Here is a 23373-nt window from a genome sequence, read left to right on the forward strand (position 1 = left end):
GGGGCAATTACAGGGTTCCGCCCTCGCATTTAGTTACAGTTACTCCCACTAGACTTTGTGTTCACGTGTTCACTATTTGTTCTAATTGAATATAGCGGATCGGCCCGCGAGCTGGCGCATGCCCACACCAAAGCAATTCGAGAAAATGGCCGCAGAGGCCGAGCGTCCGCGCGATCCGACACCTGGCCCAGCCCCCGGGTGATCCAGTCCCGGACGAGCTATGGACGAGCCTGTTGGCCGATCCGCGCGCGGCCGGAAAGCCAAAGCACCCTATCCAGCAATGCCGTCTCGCCAAGATCGCGCGCCATGTCCTGCGCATCGAATGCTCGCGCTGCTCTCGCATCGTCGAAATTCAGAAGGCGGAGGCCGTCAGGTTCTACGGACCGCACGCGCTCTGGAAAGATGTCGGTCAGCGGCTGCTCGACCAAAACTGCCCTATCCGCACAGGCAGGCACGAGGAAGATGGATGCTGGCCCAATTAAAGTAGTTGATTGATTACGACTCGGCTCAACCCGTGATAGACATTAGTCAAGAGCAAATTCGATCAATCCGCAGGAGGTCAATGTTTTGGACTGCAATTCAATCTCAGAGCTTGTTGAGCTTACGATGCTCGTTGCCAAATCCGAGGAAAAGCCTGACGAAAGCGACCTCCAGGTGGACCTTCGAGTAAGTCCGGCACAGATTGAAGGGCCCGACGATCTCACTATATCCGTTTCGGTCAAGCGGCTGACATTAAGCCTGGACCTAGCGGGTCTGCATATTGCTCCCAATTCGCGCTTCGGCGAATTGACCAAACCCAACGTCGATGTTCATGAAACGACGCTTAAAACGGAAACCTCGGTTGAAGGCGAGATGAAGGGCGACGCCGGACTTAAGCTGAATGCTACATCGCTGCCTGAAGTAAGTTTTGGAGTCGGCGCAAAGAGAGTCGCGAAAACAACTAATTCAGTTTCTTCCACTGCGAAGCAAAGCCATGTTCGGGTCCGAGCGCGCGGAAATCAAACATGGGATGTGACTGAACCACCTTGGGAGGATGTGAAACATCTTGATGCAACATATTTAAAACAGTGACGTCCTTTGTAAGGTGCGGTCGCAGAAGGGAGCTAACGCCAGAAGCGTGCACCTTAGCGCGTTCGCTAAACAGAAAGAGTTAGCACTCTCTGCAATCAAGCCGCGCTCACTTCTTCAATTCCGCAGCACAAACCATGAGCGACTAATGAGAGTGCTCATTGGCAAGGCGATCTCATCGTCTGAAGGCGAATATAGTGGCATCGTGACATTCTCTAGTTCAGAGGCCGACCTTGAAGATTGATCGTTCCGCATCCGACTTGATTGCGCCAGAAGCCCTAGAACTCGCCAATCGCTTTTTGGCGTATGAGAGTACAAACTTCTCCGATCAACTCGCATTTCTCAAGATCGACCCCAGCCGTGAATTGCGTCACGCTGACCTGTCCTTCTGACTTCTCAGGGTCTGATTTGAGCGGGTTCGATTTCACTGGGGCAAATCTTCACGGCGTGACTGGTGTTAATGTAAAATGGGACGACACCACGAATTTTCACGATGCTGATGTATCAAACTCAGTTTTCGCGTATCCGCTCGCCAAGAAACAATTCTTCACTGAAAACCCCGACCTGGCAGAGCGGGTCGAGCGGCTCAAGAACGAACACTGGGCTAACGCGATCCTCACAGTCGAGGCGATGTTGAGGGCGGATGCAAGATCCCGATCAGGCGACGCATTGAAGGTAGCGCGGGCAGTTTTTGATGAAGCAAAGAGCCTCACTGTTAGGTCTGAAATTCTTCTCTACATGGGGCTCGGTGTAGAGAGCAAAGAGGAACACAAAGCATTCATATATAACACGCTCCGCAATTTTAACAGCGAGCCGAGCATCCTTCGCTCCTGCTTGAGGGCGTTAAGATCGCTCTATGCAAACGACAAAGACGCGTTCAATCTGATGGCGCAGTACGTGGCCCACCCCGACGAAAAGGTAAGTCAGGAGGCAGTTGTCGGCGTCTTGTACTCGCGACATTTTTCTTCCGCTAACGACAACGTCAGAGACTTGCTGGCCTCCACCGGTTCTGGACTGGCAAGGCGATCTTACGTTGAGCGGATAGCAGTAGCTGAGTTCAAGAAATTTTCCGAGATACTGCTCGACGACGAAGTGGTGAACTACATCGATTTTGCAAAGCCGATTTCCAATGCAAAGCTCGAAAGGATGGCACGGCGTTCGTTCTCCAACCCTCGTCTGCGTGGTATCCGCGCTAAGGAACACGTCGCATTGCTTGTCGACCGCGACTCGCGGCCACACGCCGCTGACGAGGATGATCCGGCGCGCCGCGCGCTCATGATAAAGACGCTATTGATAGCCATCGGACAGAAATACCGTATTCCGTTCCGATTGGATGAACAGCCTATCGAGATGGGGAGGCCCCTCTCTCGCGAGAAAGCGTTGAGCAGCTAAAGCGAGCCGAGCACGTTCTTTCTGCCGCTTCGCTAAAATATTCGCTAGCTCCCGCGAGGGCTGATCAAAACAAGTGCTAACTACTTGATTTGATTGGTGGGCGCACCAGGGCTCGAACCTGGGACCCGCTGATTACGAGTCAGCTGCTCCGCTAGCGCCGGCGGCGACGAAACAGCTCCTCAGCGTCGACATTCAAGGCATTGGCAATCCGCTCAAGCACTAAAAGAGATGGATTTCTTTTGCCGGTTTCGACGCCACTTAGATACGTTTGATGAACCTTACACATGTCAGCCAGCTCCTCTTGGCTGAGTTTCTTTGCTCGGCGCAATTCCTGAATATTTAGGCCGACTCGGTCCCGCAAGTGCATGCAGGGAAAGCAGAAGAAACTGCGTCGTCAGCCCATAGACTATGAGTCATAAAATGGATAGATTCGCGTAGCCGAAATAGAGAGACTTATGCCGTCAGATCCGGTCGAGCCGCGACTTGGTCCCTTCGTCGAAGGTGGCCAAGGAATTACGAATGTAGGTTATCGAGACGAATTGACGGGGCAAGTCGTGTCCTCAGTCGAGATTCCGTCCGAATTAATCGAACGTACCGTTCTCGATCGCATCTCGGTGGAAATCGCGTTTTCAGGCGACGGACAGATCGCATCAGCCGCAACTGGTAGTCGGTCAGCTTCTTCGAAAACAGTGGTCTACGTTGACGAGTTGATCGAAACATTCTTGACCAGCAATAATCTTCATTTGGAGGAGGTCACGATATTCGAGTTGCGAAGGCTTCTTGAGAGACTCGAAATATCCGTTCGAGCGGTACAGCGATCGATCGCGCAGCTTAAAGAGGCGTCGAATTGAGCGACGGGCGACCTTCAGGAAGAGGAAGCTTTCGGCTCGCGCCGTCCTAACTTGCGACGCTTTCTGAACTCCGGATCTGCCTCGATAAATGCATCGAGCATAAACGGTATCAGATCCGCGACTTCCTCCCGGCCACGGTACGTTTCCGCATAGAATTCGGCATACTCCCCCAGCCGTTTTGCAAGGCCTGGCGCCAGCACAACATTTATCTTAACTGGCGTCCTATCAGGTAACTTCGCAAGCTTCATCCTTCACCTATCCTTCGCCACAGTTTGAGTGTCCTGATACGGCTTTAGCAACAAATCCTTCGAAACAATCACTCGCAGCGGCCATCCGGGCCGCACCGTGATCGTCGGCTGCACATCGAGCTGTCGCTCTACCAGGCGCTGCCCTGCCCGATTAGTCGTTTGCTGCGTGCTCTGCCGCAGCGCCTTGACGAGATCGCTCTCATCATTGTCAATCGATAATTGCGTCCCGACTCCAATCAGAGTCGCCAGAGCCACGCCCTTCAGCATCTGCCAAGTGTGGAAATCAACCTCATCCTCAAGGCCGGTGTAACCGGCAACGTCGGTAGCCGGAAGGTTTTCGATCACGATCGAGTTTCCGTTCGGCAGGATGAGCCGTGTCCATACGACCAGGGCCCGCTTCTGGCCGAAGGCAACGACGCTATCGTACTTGCCCACGAGCCTCGTTCCCTGCGGGATCAACAGATGTTCACCCGTCACCGTGTCAAAGACGTTCTCGGTGACCTGGCCGATGGTAGCTCCAGGTAAGTCTGAATTCAGCCCCGTCACGAGACTAGCCGGGATGATCGTCCCTGCCATTACGGCATAGGTGGATGGCGCCGGCTTGAGCGCGTGGGGGTTGGTGGTTTCCGTGTCGGCCTTGGCGCTTGCAAAGGCAAGCTTGCGTGCTTGTGACGAAGGAATGATCTCGTCGGACCTGTCGATCATTGCCTGTGCTGTCCTTGCCAGCTCTGCAGCGGATGGTCCCGTATCGGGCGCCGGCGGCCGGAATGGGGATGGAGAAGCACCCGTCACTTCGGTCGCGCTTGCCTGCTTGCGCTTCTCCGGCTTTTCCGACAAGCGGACGAACAATCCCGACTCCTTCGCCTGCTGGGCAATTCTCGCTTGCCGGATCCGTTCGGCGCGTTCAGCATCTTCCTCCGGGTTGGTCCGGAAACCCGCGTCCGGTGCAACGCCGGCCTTCTTCTCGTTCTCCGCAAAGGCCCGGCCGATATCGCCCGGCGACGGAGGTCCAAGCCGCGGCACGGATGGCGGCAGATCCTCATAAGACTTCGGCAGCTTGCTTAACCCCTCGGCAGTCTGCTTCCGGTCGGTATTGTAAAGCTCTGCCCGCTCCGCCTGCTTGAACGCGCGCGGTCGCAGCGCAATGAGGGTCGCACAGCCAACAAACAGCGCGGCGATCGCGCAGCCGATTATGAGAGCACGCCTGTTGAGCCGCCGAATGGGCCGCGGCCGAGCCCGCAATTCCAGCTGCTCCGGATCCTGGTCCAATCCTGTCGTCATGAGGCGCTCCCGGTGCTGAAGGCCTGCGACACCGGCCGGGCATCGATACGGATGATCCGGACGATACGCTGCGGATCCTCACCGAGGCGTAGTTCGGCGGCACCAAACATCCGGTCGACGATGTAGTAGGAACCGCGGACCCTGTAGTTTACGAGATTTGGCCGGCCATCCGTTCCGGCGACAAACAACGGCGGTGCCTCGCCTTGCGACAGGCCGGATGGCATCTGGATATAAACTTTGCGACCGTCGTCGAAGGCGCGCAGCGGGCGCCATGGCGGATCGTCTCCTTCAATGCGATAGCGGAACTTCAGGCTGTCGAGCCGGACCCCACGATCTGCCACCCGCTCCTCGCTTTGTTTGGCGGCTGCGTTCTGCTTGTGGAGGGCAACGAGAGTGTCCGTCGGATACGTCCACGAGATGGACGCCATATAGGTCGGTTTGGTCGAGAGTAATTCGAGATGATACGCCCGCCGGTCGGTCAAAACCACAAGGTTGGTCTGAATGTCCGGGAGTGTAGGCTTGATCAGGATGTGAACCCGCCGGGCGCTCCCCTGTCCACTGGAAGTATCGCCGACCACCCAACGGACCGTATCGCCCGTGGAGACATCGATCAGTTCCTCGCCCGGTTGCAGCGCGATGGTCGAGACCTTTTCAGGGCTCGCATAGAGCCGGTAGAGCGCGCCCTCCGTCCAGGGGTAAACCTGAATTGCGTTGATGTATCCGGCGCGCGTCGGCTCCATCGTCGCGGCCTTGTTCGCCTTCTCGATCGCCTGCTCCGGCGGCAGTTGTTCCTCTTTGGCTCTCTTTCTCGGATAAGGCTTCAATTGACCAGGCAATGGCAGGACTTTTGGCGTTTCGACCACTTGTACAGGCTTTGGCGGATCGGCCTCTGGAAGCGCCTTCTCAAAGGTCATCTCATCATAGGGCGCTTCAAGATTGAGCTTGGTGGCACATCCGCAGAGCACAATTGACAAGGAAAGGACGCTGGCCGACGCAAGCTTGGTGAGGAAAGCGGAATTCATTTGGCGTCTCCAATGAGGTCGCGTGACCAGTTGAGGGAATGCACGTAGATACCGAGGGGGTTCTTACGGAGCGTTTCGGCATCCGTGGGCGATTTTAGAACCGTGGTAACGAGACCGGTGTAGCGCTCGGTCTTTGCGATCGAGCCGTTCTCGTAAGCGTTCTCCTTCCAGCGAATCTCAAAGCTGTCGCCGGATGCCCGCACAACGGACGTGACTTCCGCGGTCACCGTCTTGGACCCGATCTTTGTGAACGGATCGGCTTCGCGTGCGTAGTCGTTCAAAGCCTGAGCGCCACGATCAGTAAGGAAGTCGTAGGCGCGCAGCCAGTTCGCTCGAACGATCACCGGATCTATCGACAGAGAGCGGACGTTCTCGATGAATCGCGCGAGAAAATGCGCGATTTGCGCATCGGTTGGCTGGTAGGCTTCCAGCGCCGGCCCGACCGCGCGGACTTCGCCGAGCCGATCGACTTCAACCACGTAAGGCACGACACCGGAGCGGGCGATCTGGGTAAAGATCGTCAATCCGAGCACGCCGGACAGGCCGATAGCCGCCAGCGCCGCCAATCGCCAATTGCTCGCCTGCACGCGGGCGGAACCTAGCCGTTCGTCCCAGACCTGTGCTGCCTTCTGATAAGGTGTGACAGGCTCCGGCGTCTCGCCGTATCGAACGGACACACGTTGGAACGGATGAGATGCCATTTCTTATTCCTCTCCCAGCTTCGGACCTGAAGAATGCCCGCCTTTGTCACCCTCTTTCAGAGTATGCGCTGCAACCTGGGCTGCCTTCCTCGCGTGCCCCAGTCCTGGCGATGTCGGCGCACGGCCTTCCCGCGAGACAGCTGGTCCACTCTTTGTGCTGCCACTGCTCGCGTTCGAGAGCTGATCCGCTGCGACCGTTCTGAGCGAAGCGCCCCCAGCCGAAGACGCCCCCGTTAGCGATGCCGCAGAGCGGACGGCAGCCATTGAACCGCCTGCCGCAAGGCGCAGACCACCTACTGCCGCCGCGCCGCCCCCGATTGCGACGGCCGCCGCGCCCGCGACCGTTCCGGCGGCAGCCCCTGCTCCAAGCTGGGGCGCACCTGAGACCAACCCCGCAGCTATGCCCGGACCGAAGATGCCAAGGCCAAACAGGGAAAGGGCCGCAAGCAACAGGCTCATCGCCGACACAATATCGACCGGCCGCGTCAACGTGCCTGCGAGCTGATTGAAAATAGTCGAGCCGATGCCGATGATGATCGCAAGCACCATTACTTTCACGCCGGACGCAACCACATTGCCGAGCGTCTTCTCCGCCAGAAACGCCGTTTTGCCCCACAAGGCGAACGGCACCAGAATGAAGCTTGCAAGCGTGGTTAGCTTGAACTCGATTAGTGTGACAAAGAGCTGCACTGAGAGCACGAAGAACGCGAGCACGATCACGATCCAGCAGAATAAGAGGATCAGGATCGTAGGCAGGTTGGTCAGAACCTCGAGGCCGGAGAACTGGCTGGTCTCCTCCAGAAGAGGATGGGCGGCCGTAAACCCGGCCGAAGCGACAAAGCCCGGCCGCGTCAGGTCCGCCGCGCTCAGCGTGCCGCCGGAGGCCCTCAGGCCGATGCTGGAAAAGGATGCGAAGACAATTTCGGCAAGGCTCTTGAAGTTGCCAATAATGAAGGCGAACGCGCCGATATAGAGCACCTTTTTGGCGAGCGTGACCAGGATATGGTCGTCGGCGCGTAGGCCCCAGGCAAGTCCTGCCAACGTCAGGTCGATGGCGATCAAGGTTGAACTCAAGAACGAAACATCGCCGGACAGAAGCCCAAAGCCAGAATCGATGTAGCGCGAGAAAGTCACGGTGAAGCGGTCAATGACGGAAAGATCAGCCATGGCGCCCTCACCTACTTTCCGACGTTGTAGGCTCGGCCATCACCGATGAAGCGGATGAAGCGTTCCTTGGCAGCGGCGGCTGACGCCTGCTGTTCGGCCGTTCGCAGCGTGTCCGCGCGCGCCTGTGTTGCGAGAAGCGCCTGCGTCTGCAGCGCCTGCTTAATTTGCAAGGCGAGCAATTCATTGCCGGCTTGTTGGGCCTGTAGCGAGCCGATCGCGCCGGACGAATTCGCCATCAGCGTTCGAAGCGTCTGGCCATCCTGGTCCAGAGCACTGACGATAGCCGATTGAATTGCGAGCGACTGCTTCAGTCCCTCGTGGCTATTGTCCCAACGCTTTGTCGCGTCCTGCACCATCTTGTCTGACGAGATAGCTGCTGCGTACTGGCGAGGATAGAACCGTCCAAATTCCTGCTGGGACGTCTGAATGTCAAACGAGATGCCCTTTGCCTGAGCGATGAGACCGTTGGTCTGACTGATCGTCGACGAGAGCTGGCCGACCGCGCTTGTCGGAAGTCGCGCGAGATTCCGGGACTGATTGAGCAGCGATTGCGCCTGGTTTTGCAGACTCCTGACCTGATTGTTGATCTGCTCAAGTGATCGAGCAGCAGTCAGGAGATTCTGGCTATAGTTCGACGGATCGAACACGACGAGTTGCGCCTCAAGCCGTCTGGAGCCATTCGCCGCAATGATGAGAGACAGGGCAATGACTACGGCCGCTTTTAGCGTCCGGCATGGGATGGGTGCGAAGATGATTTTCAGCATGGGCAGCTCCGTGGGATTGGGATTGGGCTCAGGCCTTGCGAGCCTTTTCGAAGGTGCTGATCAGGTTCGCGGCCCAGTGCAGGTCTCGTTCGACGAGATAGCGCTCGGCAAAGTGATGGGGGCCGGTGCGAGCCAAAACCGCGTCTATGGCCCGTTGATCCTCAGGCGAAGATGCCGCGACAAGCGCGAGCGCCACCGGTCCCAGACCCAGCTCGAACAGGCGGTTGCCGGCGCGGGATTGCAGATAGTAGTCCCGCTTGGGAAAGGCATCTGCGACTAGGCGGATCTGCGTGTCGTTCAATCCGAACCGGCGATAGGTCTCGGTCTGGGTCGGCTCCAGTGCGCGTGGGTTCGGCAGGAATATCCTGCTTGGACAGGATTCGATGATCGCAGGCGCAATCTGGCTGCCGGCGATGTCGGCAAGTGACTGAGTGGCGAAAATGACGGCTACGTTCTTCTTGCGCAGCGTCTTGAGCCATTCGCGGATGCGGCTTGCGAAGAGCGGGTCATCCAGAAAGACCCAGGCCTCATCAAGCACCAGCAAAGTCGGCCGGCCGTCAAAGCGATCTTCAAGGGTATGGAAGAGATAAGTGAGGACGGGCGCGACCAGGCCTGGCAACGCCATAAGTTCTTCCATTTCGAAAGTGAGCACGTCTGCACTGGAAAGACGGTCGGCGTCCGCATCCAGGAACCGGCCGTAGGGTCCTTCGAGCGTGTAGGGTTGCAGCGCCTGTCGCAATGCGTCGCGGGCAAGCAGCGCAACGAGTCCGGTCATGGTCCGCTGCGAAACGGGCGCAGAGCCGAGGCTCTTAAGTGCCGACCACAGCGTCTCCTTGACCTCAGGCGTTACCGTCACACGCTCATGCGCGAGCACGCCGCACAGCCAGTCGAGCGCCCAAATCCTTGCGCCCTCCTCCGAAACGTTCTTCAGCGGTTGAAAGGCGATGCCGCCTGTGGCGCCTAGCTCATACCAGGCGCCTGACAGCGCAAGCGTAGCGGCACGGGCGGACCGCCCCTTGTCGAACGTGATCAATTGGGCCTTCGGATAGCGGCGGAATTGAAGGGCGAGCATCGAGAGCAGCACGGATTTTCCCGCGCCGGTCGGGCCGACAATGATGGTATGCCCGACGTCGCCAGCATGGAGCGATAACCGGAACGGGGTCGCGCCCTTGGTCTTGGCAATCAAAAGCGGCGGCCCATCGAGGTGATCGCACCGCTCGGGTCCGGCCCACACCGCCGACAATGGACACATGTGGGCGAGGTTCAGCGTGTGAACGATGGGCTGACGGATATTGGCGTAGGCTTGTCCCGGTAGACCCCCGAGCCAGGCCTCGACCGCATTGATGCTCTCGCGGATCGCCGTGAAACCCCGGCTATTGATCACCCGTTCGACGGCGCGGAGCTTCTCATCCGCTTGCCGTGAGTCTGCGTCACTCACGGTGATGGTCGTCGTGACATAGCCAAAGGCAACCAGATCGTCGCCAAGTTCGGACAGCGCCGCATCGGCATCAAGAGCCTTGTTGCTGGCATCGGTGTCGAGCAGTGCCGCCTGCTCGTTGAACATGACCTCCTTTAGGATTGCTCCAAGGGACTTTCGCTTGGCAAACCATTGCCGACGGTAACGGGAGAGCGTCGCGTTCGCCTGGGTGCGATCGAGCGGAATGAACCTTGTCGCCCAGCGGTAGGCAACGCCAAGCCTGTTCAGTTCATCAAGGAGGCCCGGAAAGGTGACGTGCGGAAAGCCAAGGATTGTCAGCACGCGAAGGTGGTTTCGTCCGATCGCCGGCGACAATCCGCCGGTCAGCGGCTCATCGCCCAGGAAACAGTCGAGATAGGCCGGAATCTCCGGAACCTTAACCGGATGACGTTTGGTCGAGATGCAGCCGTGAAGGTAGGTCAGCGTCTCCGCATCGTTGAGAGGCCAGATTTCCGGAAGCGCCGATGAAAGCAGATCGATTGCCCGGTCGGTTTCCTGGATGAATCGCTGGAGGTGGTCCCGATACGCTTCCGCGCTTTTTTCAGGCCGTTGCTTGTCAGCGACATCGTTATCGCGGCCGGCGCGATCGGCGGAACCGTCCTCTTGACCATCGCGGGTGCCGGATTGACTGCGACGAACGCGCCTTCCCTTGGTCGCCATGCCATCGCTTCCCACTTGGCGTTCGAGAAAGAGGCCCTCCAAACGGGAGACCCTTTCCGCGGGCGGCAGGTACATCAAGGTGAGATGCAGCACGCTCTCAAAGTGCTGCCCGCGGGGACGCGCAGGATCCTCCCAGGCGGTATCTGCGGCCCCTTCAAAGGCAGCACGCCGTTCCTCGTCGACGAGCCAGGACACCGAATCCGGGAAATCCGAGCGTGGATACTCGGAAGCTGGGACGCGCGTTGCATCGAAGAAGAGAGCCCACCCCGAACCAAAACGTTTCAGAACGTTGTTGACGCGCGCGGCCACGCTCATCAGTTCGGCCTCGGTTGCACTGTCGACATCCAATCCCCGGTAACGCACCGTGCGCTGGAAGCTGCCATCCTTGTTCAGGACCACGCCCGGAGCGATAAGGCACGCCCATGGCAGCCAATCCGCGAGGCGATGCGCGTGGCTGCGGAATTCTCTCAAATTCAGCATACAAGCCAGCCTTTGTGTTTGGTGTGACGGATGGCGACTTCGACAAAGGCTGGGTCACGCTTGGCGAGCCAGACCGCTATGCTGTGCCCGGCGATCCAGAGCACAAGGCCCGCGAGCCAAAGCCGCAAGCCGAGCGCCAACACAGCCGATAGCGTGCCGATCAAGATCGCGGCCGCGCGCGGCGCGCCGCCCATCAAAATAGGCTCGGCCAACGAGCGATGGAGCACGAGTTCGAATCCTTCTACGCGCATCAGAACAGTGCTCCGCCACCAAACGAAAAGAATGAAAGAAAGAACGAACTGGCGGCGAAGGAGATCGAGAGGCCGAACACCACCTGGACCATCCGCCGGAAGCCACCCGAGGTGTCACCGAAGGCGAGCGATATGCCGGTCACGGTGATGATGATGACGGCGACGATTTTGGCGACGGGCCCTTGCACGGACTCGAGGACACGCTGGAGAGGAGCTTCCCACGGCATGCCCGAACCGGCCGCATTTGCCGCCGAAATCGTAAAGAGCATGCAAGCCGCCGCCCCACCGAGTTCGGTCAGGGGAAGGCCCGGTGGCACGCACCAGCGACCATGTGAACGCACGCATAAACGCACTCGAACAAGCATCTTGCAGCCTCCGTTGATCAGGGACGATGAGCGAGGTTTGGAAGCCCGGGGGGCGTTTCAAGCAGGTAGTCGCCGGACGGATCGAGGCCCTTGAGCTCGGCGATCGCCTCGATACGGCGTGCAGGGCCCCGCCCCTTGATGAAGACGATCAGGTCAATCGCCTCGGCGATCAGACGGCGAGGCACCGTAGTGACCGCTTCCTGGATCAATTGCTCGGTCCGGTAGAGCGCGGCGCGGGCCGAGTTTGCGTGGACGGTGGCTATTCCGCCGGGGTGGCCAGTATTCCACGCTTTCAGCATATCGAGGGCTTCGGCCCCTCTGACCTCACCAACGATAATCCGGTCAGGGCGCAAACGGAGCGTCGAACGCACGAGATCGGCAAGGCTCGCCACGCCGGGCTTGGTTCTGAGCGTCACCGCGTCCTTCGCATCGCAACGCAGCTCGCGGGTGTCTTCAATGATGACTACCCTCTCCTCAAAGCTTGCAATTTCCGCAAGGAGCGCATTGGCCAAGGTGGTCTTGCCCGAGCCGGTTCCGCCAGCGATCAAGATGCTGCGCCCTTCCGTGACCGCGGCCGTCAGCACCTTCGCCATCACCGGCGAGGCAATCTGCGACTTGACGTAGTCGGCCAAGCGGAACGTGGTCGTTGCTGGTTTGCGGATGGCAAAGCACGGAGCAAGCGAGACCGGCGGAAGGACGCCTTCGAAGCGCTCGCCTGTCTCAGGAAGCTCCGCTGAAACGATCGGCGATGACCCGCTCGCCTCCGCTCTGACATGGCTGGCGACCAGACGAATGATCCGCTCTGTTTCCTGAGCCGTCAAAACCACACCGGTGTCCGACCGGCCCGTTCCGTGCCGATCGAGCCATAGCCTGCCGTCCGGATTGACCATCACCTCGAGGACATCACCTTCCTCCAAAGCGAGTGCGATCGCCGGTCCCATTGCGGTTCGCAGCATGCCGCGGCGGCGTTCGCGCGTTTCGGGCGAGAGGAGATCAGACATTGCCGATCTCCTCCCGTCCTGCCGGAGACGGCTCCGGCTGCTGGCCCGTCGCATCCTGCGATCGGGATTTGGATGCGGCCGCCCGGGAAGCGCCCAATGGGGCGCCCTCCTCGATGTGCCGCATGAAGAGGTCGGGATTTGAGGTGCTGACCCGCTCCATCACGTCCGCAACGAGCCTGCCACCGGAAGCGACCCGCTTGCCAACTTGGGCGACGAACATTTCGAACCGCTCGCGACCAAGTGCGCGCGCCGCGTCCTGATCTCCCGAAGGCAGCGGGGGCGTGATGGTCAGGTAGTAGCGGATGAAGAGCGCGATGGTTTCCGCCATCACGGAGAGATCGCGGTCGGTTCGCTCGAGCTGCCGGCTTATCCGGTCCAGCCTTCTGACCAGCGGCGCATCACCGCTCGCGTCTCGCTCGGGATTGAGGAACCGATCGAGCGCGGCATCCACGATGGCTGACTTGTTCGTGCCCGGGCGGCTGGCGGCAAGCTCGAGCCGTTGAGCCACGCTATCGGAGACATAGGCTGACAGTTTTGGTTTCATGAGGAGCGCTCTTCAGAATGCAGGGAGGAGATCGTCATCGTCGCGGGTGACGGCATGGGCCTGGCGGATGGTGCAGGACGCGTCTGCGGCTCGCTGCATCTGGCTGCGATCGGCGGCGGCATCAGAGTCATCGTCGAGCAATCGCTCCTCAATGAGGCGCGCTACGCGCGGTTGGTGCGTAGCTTCCTCAAACAGCGACGGTTGCTGCTTGAGACCGCCCTCCTCGCCACCCGCCGGTATGAGCTCTCCGTATGGGGTTGTTGCGAGGCGAAGGTCGATGTTACGAACCTGGCCGTGCCAATCATCAGGGCGTGCCGCTGGACGGTTAGGATAGTCTCCACTGCCAAGTCGCGGCGGCTGACGCAAACGGCTCACAAAGTTTGCATCTTCATAATGCCGGAGCTTTGAGGCTCGCACCGGTGCAAGTCCCGAGACGAGAACAATCGCCTGATCGGCCGGCAATTGCATCACCTCGCCAGGAGTAAGGAGCGGCCGGGCGGTCTCCTGGCGGCTAACCATGACGTGGCCGAGCCAGGGGGCAAGCCGATGGCCGGCGTAGTTGCGTTGCGCCCGCAATTCGGTCGCGGTGCCTAGGGCATCCGAAATGCGCTTTGCTGTCCGCTCGTCATTTGCGGCAAAGGCGATTCGGACATGGCAATTGTCCAGGATCGCGTTGTTCTCGCCGTAGGCTTTTGCGATCTGATTGAGCGACTGTGCGATCAAATAGGCCCGGATGCCGTAGCCCGCCATGAAGGCGAGCGCGCTTTCGAAGAAGTCGAGCCGGCCGAGCGCTGGAAACTCATCCAGCATCATCAGGAGTTCGCGCTGCTTGCGCTTGCCCGTGTTCAGCGTTTCGGTCAGCCGGCGGCCGATCTGATTGAGGATCAACCGGATCAATGGCTTGGTCCGACTAATGTCCGATGGAGGCACAACGAGAAAGAGCGTGACCGGCTTGTTGGCACTGACCAGGTCAGCAATTCGCCAGTCGCAACTTTCGGTGTTTCGGCTGACGATGGGATCGCGGTAAAGCCCCAAAAAGCTTACAGCCGTCGAGAGCACGCCTGAGCGCTCGTTCTCCGACTTATTCAGCAGCTCCCGCGCAGTCGCGGCGACCACGGGGTGAACTTTGGGCTCGGCCGCCGTCCCAAGGTGGTTCGTGGCCAGCATGATCCTGAGGGTTTTCTCAAAGGACTGCGCGGGATCCGCCAAGATCTCGGTGACCCGAGTAAGCGTCTTCCGCTCTTCGGCATAGAGTACATGGAGGATGACGCCGACCAGCAGCGAATGGCTGGTCTTCTCCCAATGGGTGCGGCGCTCGAGTGCGCCTTCAGGGTCGACAAGGATATCGGCGATGTTCTGGACGTCGCGCACCTCGGCCGCGCCTTTGCGAACCTCGAGCAACGGATTGTAGCGCGCGCTTCTGGGATCAGTCGGATTGAATAACAGACAATGCGAGAAAGTTGAGCGCCAACCAGCCGTAAGCTCCCAGTTCTCCCCCTTGATGTCGTGCACTACCGCGGACGACGTCCAGGACAATAGCGTCGGCAGTACCAGCCCGACGCCCTTTCCTGAGCGCGTCGGCGCAAAGCACATCACGTGCTCCGGCCCGTCGTGCCGCAGATAGTTATTCGCGAGACGACCAAGAAATACGCCCTTGGCCGCGAACAGCCCGGCAGCCTTGATCTCCTTGGAGCTTGCCCAGCGCGCGGATCCGTAGGTCGTGACGAGGAGATTTTGGCGCGCGCGCCAGACCGAGTTGATGACCGCAAACAGCGCGCCTGTGACGCCGCCGGCCGCAGCTATGGTGCCGCCCTTCTCGAAGATCTCGGGCGCATAAGCCTCGTACGCGAACCACCATTCGAACAATCGCCAGGGCAGATAGACGGGATAGTTGGCAATCGAGAACCACGGGGCACCCAGCCGCTCCTGAAACCCGAGAGCCGCTGCGGCCCATTGGGTCGCGCCCCAAGTTGACGCGACGACGATGCCGAACACGACGGTGATCTGACCAACATAGATCTTCGCTGGAAACATTCGGCTCGTCCCATTCACCACACCAAGTGAACGACACGATGAAAAGGGCGAACGCGTCCTGCGTTCAATCGAAATAAAAATTCGGCCTAGGAAGAAAGAGCAATGTCGATCGCGCGGGATCCGGCGAGAAAGAACAGCGTCAAGTTTCGGCGCAGGTGATCCGACACCTCAATAAAAGGTGAACTGTTTACTCAAGTTTGATCAGCCTTCCCGCGACCTGATTGCAGCAAGACTGCAGGCGCATTACCGCATCTGACGCCACTGGAGCTATCGGTTGGAGCTGGATCAGAGCGAGTTGGTAGCCGCACGGAGTTGAGATTGATCGCGGCGCCGAGTGAACCGGCGGACATGACTGGTTGTGCGCAGCTTCACGACCTGCCACGATCAAGCCAACTGTTCCAGTGGCCGCTGCTGCTGCCGATCATATGATATCACGCATGAATGAACCGACAGCATGTCGCGTTGATACATGCCCGCGAACTCGCGGCCAGAACTCTTCGGCTATTTGAGACCGGACTTGGAGGTTCGCTCTTTGGGAGGCTCTTCTGCGAGCTCGTAGTCCAGGGGGTTCGAACCGAGCTCGATCAGACCCCTTGAAAGTTCGGTTTGCAAGGACGCTTGGAAGTCGTCGTCATAAGTCGCAATACTCTGACGGATCGCAGCCCGCCAATGATCGCCACGATCCCATGCTTCCGTAAAGGCGGAAGCGAAATCTGCGTGCTGCCGGTTCGCGATCATTGCCTCGATGATGGATCTGGCCTGAAGCCGGTCTTTCGAGCTCTTTGCAGTTGGGTCACGATCCTCCTTCCGGCGCGATCCGATGATGAGTTTGTGGATGGCGTATCGTTCCGGTGATGGCATGAGGACCGGCACGCCTGCACCATGCAAGAGGACCGCACGAATTGGCTGGTAGATCAGGAAGTCGAGGAAGCGTAGTGGGAACGCCGCCGCCCCGCCCAACGCTGGCATTGGGTCTGGCTTCCCTGCCTGATCGTCGGACCACTGGTTTGGCGTGAGGAATTCCACCTTGAAGTTGTCCCTTGAGACGAACTGGGTGGAAACCCGTCCGTCGCTTTGGCTCGGACCTCGCGGAAGGTTGGATCAACCCGTCGAAGCACCTCCAGGATGGGCGGCATGGAGTCGCCAACGGCCACCGAGATTTCGTGGAATTGCGCAAAGTCGGCATCGCCGGTCTGCATGGCGACCGCGTCGAGGCGTGTACCGAGCACGGCGGAGTAGCACTGATAGGCAACGGTGCCGACGAGCACGCCCCGCAAGCGAAAGAAGCCGGCCTTCGCCAGTTGCTCCACGACTTGACCAGTCATCTGGAGAGGACGCGGCAGATAGGCCTCGCGCGTCAAGGTGGAGACAAGACGGCGACGTCCTCTCATATCGGCCTTCAGATTCTTGAACGCCTCGACCCTCTTAGTGATTTCGGGATCGTCCACCGGACCGACGTAACGGCGGTCCTGGCCGGCGGCGTCGCGCTTTGGCAAGGGCGCGCTATACTAAAATCGCAAATATAGTATAACTACCATAAATTTCAGTATCTTACGATATAATTAGGTATTAACAGACCGGTCCCCCACAAACCAAACAACCTCTAGCGCCCGAAGCTGCGCTTCAAGCCGACCGACCAAGATATGCCCTCCCCGCCGACCTGACCTGTGACCAATTGCCCGCGCGCCCGCTCCAGCACCGGCCGCCAAGGCACTAGCACGAATTCGTGGGACCGCTCGATCAAGGCGAAGCGACCACTGTTCAGCGTCAGCATCCGCCGGCAGACGCCCGTGAGGCTGTCGCCGGTCTTGACGTCGAGATGTTCAAGCCCCGTGCGAGCAGAGATATCCGCAGCTGTCCGCGCCAGTTCGCGCGTCTTAAGCGTGCGCAGCATATTTCGCGCATAGCGCACTTGCCCCTCTTCCTCTCGTGCGAGCCCCTGTCCGATTAGCCATTGCCGTCTTATCCGCAGCGCTGTCTCGACTTCCGCGCCGAAGCCGATTGACGCGAGCCCATCAGGCTCCATTCCAGTGAGCTTGCGATCGAGCCAGGTCGCACCCAGCGCCTCCGGCAGATCCTCGAGCCTTTGCCATGAGAGCACGGCGACTCGTACAGGATTGCGCGAGCGCCGGAGCACCTCGTATCGAAGCGCCCGACCGAGATAGTCCTTGTCGACATTCCAGCTCCCATCGGCCAGACGGCTTACCATCCCTTCTCGCCGCATCGCCTCCAGACGCCGAACGTGGGATCTGACATATTCACTTGAGGCCTGCGGATCGAACTCACGATGAAGGGGGGCGCTATAGATACCATGATGGGCGGCGGCGATCTTTGCGATGGTTCGGTCGATCGCACGTGGTTCTGCAGTTTGCGATCTGAGTTCGACGATAGTGTTTCGGACCAATAGCTCTTCGTTCGGACCGAGAGCGCCGATCTCGGCATAGTGCGTCCGCCCATCTAGTCCATCAATCACCACATACCGGCGCTCCCGCAGTTCATCCGAAAACCCTTCCCCTACGACCCGTCCGACCAGGCGTTGGCCACTCCGCTCCGGATCGAAGATCGCATAGCTACTGGCGGACCGAGCAACCCCACCCGCTGCAAGCTCGCGATGCATGGTCTTGATGATGTCGACTCGCTCACCCATCCGCCGGAGCTTCGTTTCCAGTTCGGCATCGATCCGCCAATGGCCGTGACTCACCTCCTCCGCCAGCCCCATCCGCTCCAGTGTTCGGAGCCGCCCCATCCGCGCAGAATGCCAGACTGGATCCTTTGTGGGCTGCACGCTGAGCTGAAAAGTCCCCTCCCAACTGTCACGAAGGATTGCCCTATCAAGGCGCGTCAAACGCTCGGCCGCGACCTCCTGCTGGAGCTTGCGGGCGGTCTCGATCTCCGTCTCAGGGCCCAGCTCCCGAGTGACGAGGTCTGCCGCCCGCGCCCGCAAGCCATGGGCGATATAGTCACGGGCTATGACGAGGTCGTTTCCACCTTCTTCCTTGCCGCGCAGCACGACATGGGTGTGCGGATGACCCGTGTTGAAATGATCCGCAGCAACCCAATCGAGCCTGGTACCGAGATCCTGCTCCATCTGCCGCATCAGGTCGCGGATGAAGGGCTTCAGGTCTGTTAGCTCTGCGCTATCCTCCGGGGCGACGATGAAGCGGAACTGGTGGCGATCGCCCTCGCTTCGTTCGGCGAACGCCTTGCCGTCCGCCTGGTCGCTGGCGGCGTCGTAAAGCTCGCCTGGCTCGCCCTCACGCGTGACGCCGTCACGTTGCACGTAGCGCAGATGCGCACGGACGGCGCCGGCGTCACCTGCCTTGATGCGCACGACGCGCGCCTTGATCACAACGCGACGTCCACCCTTGCTCCGTCCCCGTCCGGCCAGCGCCGCACCTTGGGCGTGTCCGCGACCAATGCGCTCACCCGTGAAGGGCGAAGTGCGCCGCGACGCGATGCCCGCCTTTGCGACTTCCTGGCGGACACGCCGCAGATAGCTGTTTGCCCTCCTGGCCTTCTTGTTGCCGATTCGCCCGAGCTTCACGTCGAACTCGTCGTCGAATTCCTGCATGGCCCTCAAGTCCGCACTGGCGTGGACAGCGGATATGTGAAGCCGATGACTGGTCGCCAAGATGAATAACGTTAGGCCTGATCTGGCGACATCGCGCGCTGCGGTGTCGCCAAATCTTGGATGTGCAGACAACGGGTTAGGCCCATCGAGGCGCGAGTGCTTTTATCTTGCCCTCCCGCTTCGCTGGTTCACCCGTTGATCTCAATGGAAGAGCTTGCTTCACCGCAGATTCGCGATCTGCCCGAACGAAGGCTCAGCGGCATACCAGGGAAAGGTGCGCGCCCTTTTCTGACACGCACATCGCTGTCATGGAAATTCAAATATCTGGATTCCAGGTCCAGAGCGGATGCGCCACGCCCAGGATGTCGCAGCGCAGCACCGGGCCGAAGTATCGCGAGTCGAACGAATGAGGGTGCGGCTGCAGCAGGAAAAATTCTCCTTCACTAAGCCGCAAGCAGCCTTCCCAGGTTGGCAGGGGCCGTCCCCGTCGATCGTTCTGAAGCACCTCTACAATGACCCTTCCATTGACCAAAACCGATTCGACCGGTGCTTTGGCGCGGCACACTTCATCGCCGCCCGCCGCAGCCACCTGCTTCAAAAGGGGTACCGGGCCCGGCAAAACGCCATGCGCGATGATAAGGAGCTCAATAGCCGGCGGCGGTCTGAACAGCGCCAGTTCACCGTGCGCGGGCAGACGTTGCTCCAGATAGTAGAAGCCGAGTGGCGCGCTGCCCGAGGCATTGTAGATCAAAAGCGGCATACCGCTCGCGAAGGAAATCAGCACTGCGATGATGCTGGCGCACATGGCCGAGAGCACGGCCAGTTGGCGCCAGCGGCTTGCGCGATCAATCAGCATCGGAGGTTGACCTCCGCTTATTGGCTTGCGAATATTCGATGAGGTCTTCGATGTGGTAGCGGACATAGCGTCCGTGCTTGCGGTAGGCGGGCCCTCTGCCGTTCACTCGCATTTTTTCAAGGGTATTCTTGGTGAGGCGCAGCCAGGCGGCAGCCTCCACCGTGTTGAGAAACGGCTTATCGGACCCTTTGTCGTCACTGTTAGTCATTTCCGAGGCTCCTTCTCACCTACCTCGTCAAGCACGAGGCGTGAGAAGAAGCGTCGTCACATTAGCAACCTGATTGGGAGTGGCGAATGCGGCAGGGTCTGTTTCGCCATCCTGCGAAAGCAAGTCTCGTCAAGCAGCCGCGACAAGAAGCGGCTAGCTCAGGAGATCGCGATAGCCGCCCTTCATCAATTCGGTTCCCTTGGCAACAAGCCGTCGCGTGCGATCCTTCAAGAACTGACTATGCCCGTACCATTCCTCCGCAACTTTTTTCTCCCCGAAGATCGTGATTGCGATCTGGCGGTAGGTCTTGCCCTCCAGGCTCTCATCGAGCGCGATCAGGGCGTGATGCATACGTTCGTCGCTTGCGAATGGCGGCGTTTGTATTGTCCTCTGGCCAGGCTCGGTGAAACGCTTCAAGCGCTTCAGAAGCTCGAATTGCGCGGAGAGGTCGCCGAGGCCATGGAGCTCGAAGACCGGCGCAAATGGCGCAGTTAGGGCAGGAAGACCGCGGATTTCGAGGGGGACATGTACGCCCGCTCCCTTCACCAACACCAACGGGACTTTGTCGACACCGATGACCGCCGTTCGATTGAACTTGAAGTCCGCAAGCGTGGACGGCGGCGTGTTTTCGTTGCCATTTCGCATTTGGGCGTTGAGGCGGATCACCCGCTTCAGGGCATCGACGTGCCAGAACACCGGCGCCTGCCGGGCGCATAGCGCGGGGTCGGCAAAGGCATAAAGTCCCCATCGTTCGGCGCGAGGAAAGCGGCGCCGCAGCCGCAACAGCCACGTCCCATCGCGAAGTCTGATGTACGGCAGACGTCGAGGAACGGAGCCTCGCCACTCGGCGATATAGTCTTTGTTCCGGCGCAAGAACTCCCACGCCCAATCGCATGCGTCATAGCCCGTCGGATCAAGGCGAGCGACGCCATCGCGCGAACGGCGGTGCGAAGACATGACGGGATGGTTCAGGGCCTGCCCCAAGCTAGAAAGCACATCGGAGCGCTGATCGTTTCGGCCAAATGGGGCAACAGAACGGCCCAGCGGGTACTTTCGGGCGCCGATTGCATCAGTCCGCCAGAGTCGAGATCATGCCCGCGCAAGTTTCTGCTAGTGTCTTTGTGGATCGCCCAACACCGGATCACGTAATGCGAATCGGGCGTGGTTGCGAGAACCCTTCTCTCGCCCCCGTGCTGACCCCACGGCAGACACTCGAACGCGGTAGCCTCACGAACAAGACGTCTCAATGTCAATCTTGCATATTCTGTGGTACGCTTTCTCGTGTGCGGGTCGATTCCGGTCTGCGCAGTAAGCGATCTCATTTTGAGATTTAACGGAGGGGCATATGGCCAAGAAAGCGAAGAAGGCGAAGAAGACCACCGTGAAAAAGGCCAAAAAGAAGAAGATGAAGAAGTAAGTCTTCAACGACCTTCTGCTCGTTCCTAGCAAGATGTCTGCTGCGGCAACGTTTGCAATAGTCGACCTCGCTTTGGTCTGAATGGATCGATCAATGGTTGGGCCGGACCGCATGGCGCCTTGGGCGCTGTGCAGTCCGGCCCTAGGATTCTTACAGCCTTTCTGGCAGCTCTGCTCTGAGTTGGCCGACGCCTCTAATGCATTCCATTCATCACCGTCACGACATTCGATAGCAGGACGCCGGTCGATGTGAGCGCGGCAAGGCTGATAATCATTTGCGCCAGGCAAGTGCGCTTAAGCGTCACCGCTGGTGGATCGGGAAACACCATGAACGGACTCGCCATCGTCAGCTCCGTGAAGCGGTGAACACGTTTGTAGTGGCCGAGAAATAGGGTGAGTCGCGTCGATCGCGATGCAGTATATTTGTTGCCCGTAAGGTTGACTCTTCACCGACTCGGCTGAGGCAAGCTCGCGGGCACGAATTGAGGCCCCGCGCCGAATCGGTTGGCCTAAGTTCAGGTAAACAAAAGATTAACGGCTTCCGTCGCACGGCTAAAAGGCCCCGCCCGAGTGGGTCGGGCGGGGCTCGGTGGCGAGAACCTCAGTCGCCGTTCTTCCGCGGCCGCGACCAGAGCAGGGTATGACCTTCGTCTTCATCCTCGAACAGGTTCGCGTAGATCGGCGCGTTGAACGAAGGATCATCGAGCTTGAGCGAAAGGTAGTCGCGGCCCTCCTCTGACCGCTTCGACCAGGCTGCCCCGATCTCGGCCCGGCCGACATAGACGCGGTGGCTGGGCGCGTTCTCGTTGGTGCGGTTGGGCTCGGCGACGATGCGGACGCCCTTCGCTTGCACGCTAAGCGTGACGATCTCACCCTGAAAATCGTTGCCGACCTTCTTAAAGGAACCGATGTTAGCCATGTCACTTCTCCTTGAGTTTTCGAGCCCGCGACCACCGCGGCCTCGATGGTGATCGGGAGGCCGAATGACGATCGGCGACGCACCCGCTCGCGGGCCGGAGCGTGGCGGAGGACGCTAGCCGGAAGACTTTCTTGGCTCGCGAGGAATGGGCGTCAGCCCAGGGGAAGAAAGTCTGAACGGCGGCGTTGCGGCTCAGACGATCGAGGCGGAGCCGGTCTTCGGCCAGATCAAGCCATCAAGAGGCAAGGTGCGTCCGTGCGCTGAACAGCCTTAAGAAGACGGGGCGGGACGTCGGCCGTCCTGTACAAGAGGTCGAGAGGTTCAGGCGAAGAAAGGAAACAACGTGCGGGAAAAGTTGGGCGTCGGCCGCCCCGAAACAGCCGTTAGAGAACGCCCGCCCCGACACTAGCAGAGTTGCCGATGATTGGCATAATGGCCGTGTAGTGCTCTGAGGAGACCACCCCTCCCTGCGATGCCGATCATTGGCGATCTCGACGCGCCTAATGATTGAGGAGAACCCTGGGCACCGAGCCGAAGGGCTATAGCCGTCTTGGCCGCGAGAACTGGTTGACGTTCGGTTCGCCTGCCCTGACTGACTGCAGCGGGCAAGCTCGGCCAAGACAATCATGAGCGCCCGCCCCGTGTCACCGATGAAGATCGAACCGATGCAGCCAAAGATCTCGTGTGCCAGAGCGGGGATGGCACCCCAACATACGATATCCGAGAATCACATAATAACGGCAACGGCGGCGGAAATGGTAAAGACTGCCGCGATGGCTGCGCGCAAGACAAATGACCGCGCGGTGGCAAAGGTGATCTGACCGATGAGGAGCATCATCGCGGCGGGAGCAATGCCGACGAGCAACGCGCCGATGGCGCCCGCATTATGAAATACCATCACGCCGGCAGTGAACCTAACCAGGAATGAAAGGGAGTCTACAGCGAGAGAAAAGATCTGAGCAGAATAGACCGATGCGAAGTATTGAGGAAGTCCGAGAGCAATTCGCGCCTTCCACGATCACCTGGACGCGAGGTTACTCAAGCCGGAACTAGTTAGAAGTGCGGCTCACTGTCTAACCACATTCGAGGTGGCGAAT

The 23373-nt window shown here is 59.5% G+C and carries 25 protein-coding genes and 2 pseudogenes; 6 read left to right on the forward strand and 21 right to left on the reverse strand.

The window, feature by feature from the left end; translation table 11 throughout:
* Positions 1 to 118 precede the first annotated feature (118 nt).
* The 4 genes and pseudogenes from J6524_RS08590 (at position 119) to J6524_RS08605 (ending at position 2460) form a co-directional block, all read left to right on the forward strand.
* Positions 119 to 482, forward strand: a pseudogene (locus J6524_RS08590) (hypothetical protein).
* A gap of 124 nt (positions 483 to 606) precedes the next feature.
* Complete coding sequence (locus J6524_RS08595) at positions 607 to 1071, forward strand: hypothetical protein (RefSeq protein ID WP_225669955.1); 465 nt, start codon at positions 607 to 609, stop codon at positions 1069 to 1071.
* 230 nt (positions 1072 to 1301) lie between these two features.
* On the forward strand, positions 1302 to 1460 hold the full coding sequence (locus J6524_RS08600) for a hypothetical protein (protein ID WP_225669956.1): 159 nt from the start codon (positions 1302 to 1304) through the stop codon (positions 1458 to 1460).
* Positions 1429 to 2460, forward strand: a complete 1032-nt coding sequence (locus J6524_RS08605) for a pentapeptide repeat-containing protein (protein WP_225669957.1) — start codon at positions 1429 to 1431, stop codon at positions 2458 to 2460. The genes J6524_RS08600 and J6524_RS08605 overlap by 32 nt, the downstream gene beginning before the upstream one ends.
* Before the next feature lie 151 nt (positions 2461 to 2611).
* Here J6524_RS08605 and J6524_RS37615 read toward each other — a convergent pair whose 3' ends face one another.
* The gene (locus tag J6524_RS37615; RefSeq protein WP_225669958.1) at positions 2612 to 2827 is read right to left on the reverse strand and encodes a helix-turn-helix domain-containing protein; all 216 of its coding nucleotides are present in this window, start codon (positions 2825 to 2827) and stop codon (positions 2612 to 2614) included.
* 88 nt (positions 2828 to 2915) lie between these two features.
* Here J6524_RS37615 and J6524_RS08615 point away from each other — a divergent pair, with 88 nt between their 5' ends.
* Positions 2916 to 3311 carry a hypothetical protein gene (locus J6524_RS08615; protein WP_225669959.1) on the forward strand — a complete coding sequence of 132 codons (396 nt, stop codon included), beginning with the start codon at positions 2916 to 2918 and terminating at the stop codon, positions 3309 to 3311.
* Positions 3312 to 3325: 14 nt separating this feature from the next.
* Here the strand turns inward: J6524_RS08615 and J6524_RS08620 are convergent, their stop codons facing one another.
* From J6524_RS08620 to J6524_RS08680, 13 genes and pseudogenes are all read right to left on the reverse strand, one after another.
* Complete coding sequence (locus tag J6524_RS08620) at positions 3326 to 3559, reverse strand: DUF2274 domain-containing protein (RefSeq protein WP_225669960.1); 234 nt, start codon at positions 3557 to 3559, stop codon at positions 3326 to 3328.
* Positions 3560 to 3562: 3 nt separating this feature from the next.
* Positions 3563 to 4840, reverse strand: coding sequence for a TraB/TrbI/VirB10 family type IV secretion system protein (locus J6524_RS08625; protein ID WP_225669961.1), 1278 nt, complete (start codon positions 4838 to 4840; stop codon positions 3563 to 3565).
* On the reverse strand, positions 4837 to 5862 hold the full coding sequence (gene trbG / locus J6524_RS08630) for a P-type conjugative transfer protein TrbG (RefSeq protein WP_225669962.1): 1026 nt from the start codon (positions 5860 to 5862) through the stop codon (positions 4837 to 4839). The genes J6524_RS08625 and trbG overlap by 4 nt, the downstream gene beginning before the upstream one ends.
* Positions 5859 to 6563, reverse strand: a complete 705-nt coding sequence (gene trbF, locus J6524_RS08635) for a conjugal transfer protein TrbF (protein WP_225669963.1) — start codon at positions 6561 to 6563, stop codon at positions 5859 to 5861. Before trbF ends, trbG begins: the two co-directional genes overlap by 4 nt.
* Positions 6564 to 6566: 3 nt before the next feature.
* On the reverse strand, positions 6567 to 7730 hold the full coding sequence (gene trbL, locus J6524_RS08640) for a P-type conjugative transfer protein TrbL (protein WP_225669964.1): 1164 nt from the start codon (positions 7728 to 7730) through the stop codon (positions 6567 to 6569).
* 11 nt (positions 7731 to 7741) lie between these two features.
* Entirely contained in the window at positions 7742 to 8494 is a 753-nt protein-coding gene (gene trbJ / locus J6524_RS08645; protein WP_225669965.1) for a P-type conjugative transfer protein TrbJ, read from the reverse strand.
* Positions 8495 to 8522: 28 nt separating this feature from the next.
* The gene (trbE, locus tag J6524_RS08650) at positions 8523 to 11111 is read right to left on the reverse strand and encodes a conjugal transfer protein TrbE (protein ID WP_225669966.1); all 2589 of its coding nucleotides are present in this window, start codon (positions 11109 to 11111) and stop codon (positions 8523 to 8525) included.
* A complete protein-coding gene (locus tag J6524_RS08655) occupies positions 11105 to 11362 on the reverse strand; it encodes a VirB3 family type IV secretion system protein (protein WP_225669967.1) in 258 nt (85 codons plus the stop codon). Before J6524_RS08655 ends, trbE begins: the two co-directional genes overlap by 7 nt.
* Positions 11362 to 11631: a TrbC/VirB2 family type IV secretion system protein gene (locus J6524_RS08660; RefSeq protein WP_225669968.1), complete on the reverse strand. Its 270-nt coding sequence runs from the start codon at positions 11629 to 11631 to the stop codon at positions 11362 to 11364. The genes J6524_RS08655 and J6524_RS08660 overlap by 1 nt, the downstream gene beginning before the upstream one ends.
* Before the next feature lie 113 nt (positions 11632 to 11744).
* Complete coding sequence (trbB, locus tag J6524_RS08665; RefSeq protein ID WP_225669969.1) at positions 11745 to 12728, reverse strand: P-type conjugative transfer ATPase TrbB; 984 nt, start codon at positions 12726 to 12728, stop codon at positions 11745 to 11747.
* On the reverse strand, positions 12721 to 13236 hold the full coding sequence (locus tag J6524_RS08670) for a CopG family transcriptional regulator (RefSeq protein ID WP_225669970.1): 516 nt from the start codon (positions 13234 to 13236) through the stop codon (positions 12721 to 12723). The genes trbB and J6524_RS08670 overlap by 8 nt, the downstream gene beginning before the upstream one ends.
* A 48-nt stretch (positions 13237 to 13284) precedes the next feature.
* Complete coding sequence (locus J6524_RS08675) at positions 13285 to 15306, reverse strand: conjugal transfer protein TraG (protein ID WP_225669971.1); 2022 nt, start codon at positions 15304 to 15306, stop codon at positions 13285 to 13287.
* Positions 15307 to 15807: 501 nt separating this feature from the next.
* A pseudogene (locus J6524_RS08680) lies at positions 15808 to 16574 on the reverse strand (GSU2403 family nucleotidyltransferase fold protein).
* Here J6524_RS08680 and J6524_RS08685 point away from each other — a divergent pair.
* Positions 16470 to 16832 carry a hypothetical protein gene (locus tag J6524_RS08685; RefSeq protein ID WP_225670253.1) on the forward strand — a complete coding sequence of 121 codons (363 nt, stop codon included), beginning with the start codon at positions 16470 to 16472 and terminating at the stop codon, positions 16830 to 16832. The pseudogene J6524_RS08680 and the gene J6524_RS08685 overlap by 105 nt on opposite strands.
* Positions 16833 to 16909: 77 nt before the next feature.
* Here J6524_RS08685 and rlxS read toward each other — a convergent pair whose 3' ends face one another.
* The 7 genes from rlxS to J6524_RS08720 all read right to left on the reverse strand — a co-directional run bounded on the left by rlxS (position 16910) and on the right by J6524_RS08720 (position 23141).
* A complete protein-coding gene (gene rlxS / locus J6524_RS08690; RefSeq protein WP_225669972.1) occupies positions 16910 to 18877 on the reverse strand; it encodes a relaxase/mobilization nuclease RlxS in 1968 nt (655 codons plus the stop codon).
* Between the two features lie 316 nt (positions 18878 to 19193).
* Positions 19194 to 19733, reverse strand: a complete 540-nt coding sequence (locus J6524_RS08695) for a S26 family signal peptidase (protein ID WP_225669973.1) — start codon at positions 19731 to 19733, stop codon at positions 19194 to 19196.
* Positions 19723 to 19941 (reverse strand): helix-turn-helix domain-containing protein, encoded by a 219-nt coding sequence (locus J6524_RS08700; RefSeq protein ID WP_065745343.1) that lies wholly within the window; start codon positions 19939 to 19941, stop codon positions 19723 to 19725. Before J6524_RS08700 ends, J6524_RS08695 begins: the two co-directional genes overlap by 11 nt.
* Before the next feature lie 153 nt (positions 19942 to 20094).
* On the reverse strand, positions 20095 to 20814 hold the full coding sequence (locus J6524_RS08705; protein WP_249789360.1) for a DNA -binding domain-containing protein: 720 nt from the start codon (positions 20812 to 20814) through the stop codon (positions 20095 to 20097).
* A 737-nt stretch (positions 20815 to 21551) separates the two neighbouring features.
* Complete coding sequence (locus J6524_RS08710; protein ID WP_225669975.1) at positions 21552 to 21701, reverse strand: hypothetical protein; 150 nt, start codon at positions 21699 to 21701, stop codon at positions 21552 to 21554.
* A 257-nt stretch (positions 21702 to 21958) separates the two neighbouring features.
* A complete protein-coding gene (locus J6524_RS08715) occupies positions 21959 to 22276 on the reverse strand; it encodes a DUF736 domain-containing protein (protein ID WP_028349841.1) in 318 nt (105 codons plus the stop codon).
* 727 nt (positions 22277 to 23003) lie between these two features.
* Positions 23004 to 23141, reverse strand: coding sequence for a hypothetical protein (locus J6524_RS08720; RefSeq protein WP_225669976.1), 138 nt, complete (start codon positions 23139 to 23141; stop codon positions 23004 to 23006).
* Positions 23142 to 23373: the final 232 nt, after the last annotated feature.

It is taken from the genome of Bradyrhizobium hereditatis, assembly GCF_020329435.1.
Taxonomy (GTDB): domain Bacteria; phylum Pseudomonadota; class Alphaproteobacteria; order Rhizobiales; family Xanthobacteraceae; genus Bradyrhizobium; species Bradyrhizobium hereditatis.

Coding starts and splice junctions, on each gene's coding strand:
- trbJ (WP_225669965.1), bottom strand. CDS start 8,494: ATGCTGAAAATCATCTTCGCACCCATCCCATGCCGGACGCTAAAAGCG.
- J6524_RS08675 (WP_225669971.1), bottom strand. CDS start 15,306: ATGTTTCCAGCGAAGATCTATGTTGGTCAGATCACCGTCGTGTTCGGC.
- J6524_RS08620 (WP_225669960.1), bottom strand. CDS start 3,559: ATGAAGCTTGCGAAGTTACCTGATAGGACGCCAGTTAAGATAAATGTT.
- trbL (WP_225669964.1), bottom strand. CDS start 7,730: ATGGCTGATCTTTCCGTCATTGACCGCTTCACCGTGACTTTCTCGCGC.
- J6524_RS08625 (WP_225669961.1), bottom strand. CDS start 4,840: ATGACGACAGGATTGGACCAGGATCCGGAGCAGCTGGAATTGCGGGCT.
- J6524_RS08660 (WP_225669968.1), bottom strand. CDS start 11,631: ATGCTCTTTACGATTTCGGCGGCAAATGCGGCCGGTTCGGGCATGCCG.
- trbE (WP_225669966.1), bottom strand. CDS start 11,111: ATGCTGAATTTGAGAGAATTCCGCAGCCACGCGCATCGCCTCGCGGAT.
- J6524_RS08595 (WP_225669955.1), top strand. CDS start 607: ATGCTCGTTGCCAAATCCGAGGAAAAGCCTGACGAAAGCGACCTCCAG.
- J6524_RS08695 (WP_225669973.1), bottom strand. CDS start 19,733: ATGCTGATTGATCGCGCAAGCCGCTGGCGCCAACTGGCCGTGCTCTCG.
- trbF (WP_225669963.1), bottom strand. CDS start 6,563: ATGGCATCTCATCCGTTCCAACGTGTGTCCGTTCGATACGGCGAGACG.
- J6524_RS08655 (WP_225669967.1), bottom strand. CDS start 11,362: ATGCGCGTAGAAGGATTCGAACTCGTGCTCCATCGCTCGTTGGCCGAG.
- J6524_RS08715 (WP_028349841.1), bottom strand. CDS start 22,276: ATGGCTAACATCGGTTCCTTTAAGAAGGTCGGCAACGATTTTCAGGGT.
- rlxS (WP_225669972.1), bottom strand. CDS start 18,877: ATGCAGGAATTCGACGACGAGTTCGACGTGAAGCTCGGGCGAATCGGC.
- trbB (WP_225669969.1), bottom strand. CDS start 12,728: ATGTCTGATCTCCTCTCGCCCGAAACGCGCGAACGCCGCCGCGGCATG.
- J6524_RS08710 (WP_225669975.1), bottom strand. CDS start 21,701: ATGGCGAGTCCGTTCATGGTGTTTCCCGATCCACCAGCGGTGACGCTT.
- trbG (WP_225669962.1), bottom strand. CDS start 5,862: ATGAATTCCGCTTTCCTCACCAAGCTTGCGTCGGCCAGCGTCCTTTCC.
- J6524_RS37615 (WP_225669958.1), bottom strand. CDS start 2,827: ATGCACTTGCGGGACCGAGTCGGCCTAAATATTCAGGAATTGCGCCGA.
- J6524_RS08615 (WP_225669959.1), top strand. CDS start 2,916: ATGCCGTCAGATCCGGTCGAGCCGCGACTTGGTCCCTTCGTCGAAGGT.
- J6524_RS08700 (WP_065745343.1), bottom strand. CDS start 19,941: ATGACTAACAGTGACGACAAAGGGTCCGATAAGCCGTTTCTCAACACG.